2 protein-coding genes are annotated in these 1249 nt (G+C 69.3%); both read right to left on the bottom strand.

The window, feature by feature from the left end; translation table 11 throughout:
* On the bottom strand, window positions 1-968 hold a 968-nt coding region (locus B4M60_RS02500), incomplete at its 3' end, for an aldehyde dehydrogenase family protein (RefSeq protein WP_291079977.1).
* Between the two features lie 38 nt (window positions 969-1006).
* Window positions 1007-1249: 2Fe-2S iron-sulfur cluster-binding protein (locus tag B4M60_RS02495; RefSeq protein ID WP_291079975.1), on the bottom strand; the 243-nt coding region annotated here is incomplete at its 5' end.

Below are 1249 nucleotides of genomic sequence, written 5' to 3'. Positions count from 1 at the left end.
AGCCGCTCCACCAGCTCGTCGTGGCGGGCCTCGGACACCAGGAAGCGGCTCTGGCACACGCAACTCTGGCCGCTGCTGGGGATCACGCTGACGCCCAGGAGGGTGGGGACCGTGGTGTCCAGGTCGGCGTCGTCGAGCACGATCGCGGCGGACTTGCCGCCGAGCTCCAGGACGACCGGCCGGATGAGCGAGCCGCACTCGCGGCCGATGTGCGATCCGACCGTGGTCGACCCGGTGAAGCTCACCATGTCGACGTCCGGGTGGGACACGAGGTAGGCCGACTGCTCGGCACCCGCGGCGACGATGTTGATCACGCCGGGCGGGAACCCCACATCGTGCACCATCTGCGCGAGGGCGAACACCGCGAGCGGGTTGGGCTCGGGGACCTTCACCACGACGGTGCAGCCCGCGATGATCGCCGGCGCGACCTTCTGCGAGGTGCCGGGCATGGAGAAGTTGTAGGCGACCATGGTCGCCACGACGCCCACCGGCTCCTTCACCACCAGCGCCTGGGTCTGGTACGGCATGATCATGCCGCCCGCGGACCCGCCCGCCAGCGGTCCGAGGTCCGCGGTGCGGACCTCCTGGAACGGGTAGTTCCGGCCGACCTCCGCGTTGTAGTTCCAGTGCAGAGTCGGCGCGGTGGCCTGGTAGACGTCCGCGAGCATGCGCGTGCACCCGAGTTCGTCGACGAGGAGTTCTGCCAACTCGTCCTTGGACTCGTACAGCCTGGTCGCGAGCGCCTCGCACAGCGCGGCGCGTTCCTCGACGGGCCGACTCGCCCAGTCCGTCTCGTAGAAGGCGTGCCGTGCCGCCTCGACCGCGGCGTCGATGTCCGCGCGGGTCGCGCTGGGAACCTGGCCGATCACCTCTCCGGTGGACGGTGAGATGACGGTGAACGTCTCGGTGGAGTCGGTCGGCGTCCACCGGCCATCGATGTAGAACTCGCTGTAGCTCCTGGGGAGCATGGATCCTCCTGAGTTGGTGTGGGGGGCGGAGACCGCCCCTACAGGTCCAGCACGAGCTTGGGGCAGGCGGCGCGGGAGACGCAGATCATCATGGTCTTGCCCTCCTCCTGCTCTTCGGGGGACAGGACCACGTCCCGGTGCTCCGCGCGCCCCTCGAGGATCGGCGTCTCGCACGATCCGCAGGTGCCCTCGGTGCAGGACGTGGAGACGTAGACCCCGGCCCCGGTCACCACCTCGAGGATCGTCTGGTCCTCGTTGACGTGCAGGGTGGTCCCCGTCTG

The sequence above is a fragment of the Dietzia sp. UBA5065 genome (assembly GCA_002415925.1).
Classification (GTDB): Bacteria; Actinomycetota; Actinomycetes; order Mycobacteriales; family Mycobacteriaceae; genus Dietzia.
The sequence above is the reverse complement of the archived record's forward strand: the minus strand, read 5'-3'. Positions and strand labels throughout refer to the sequence as shown.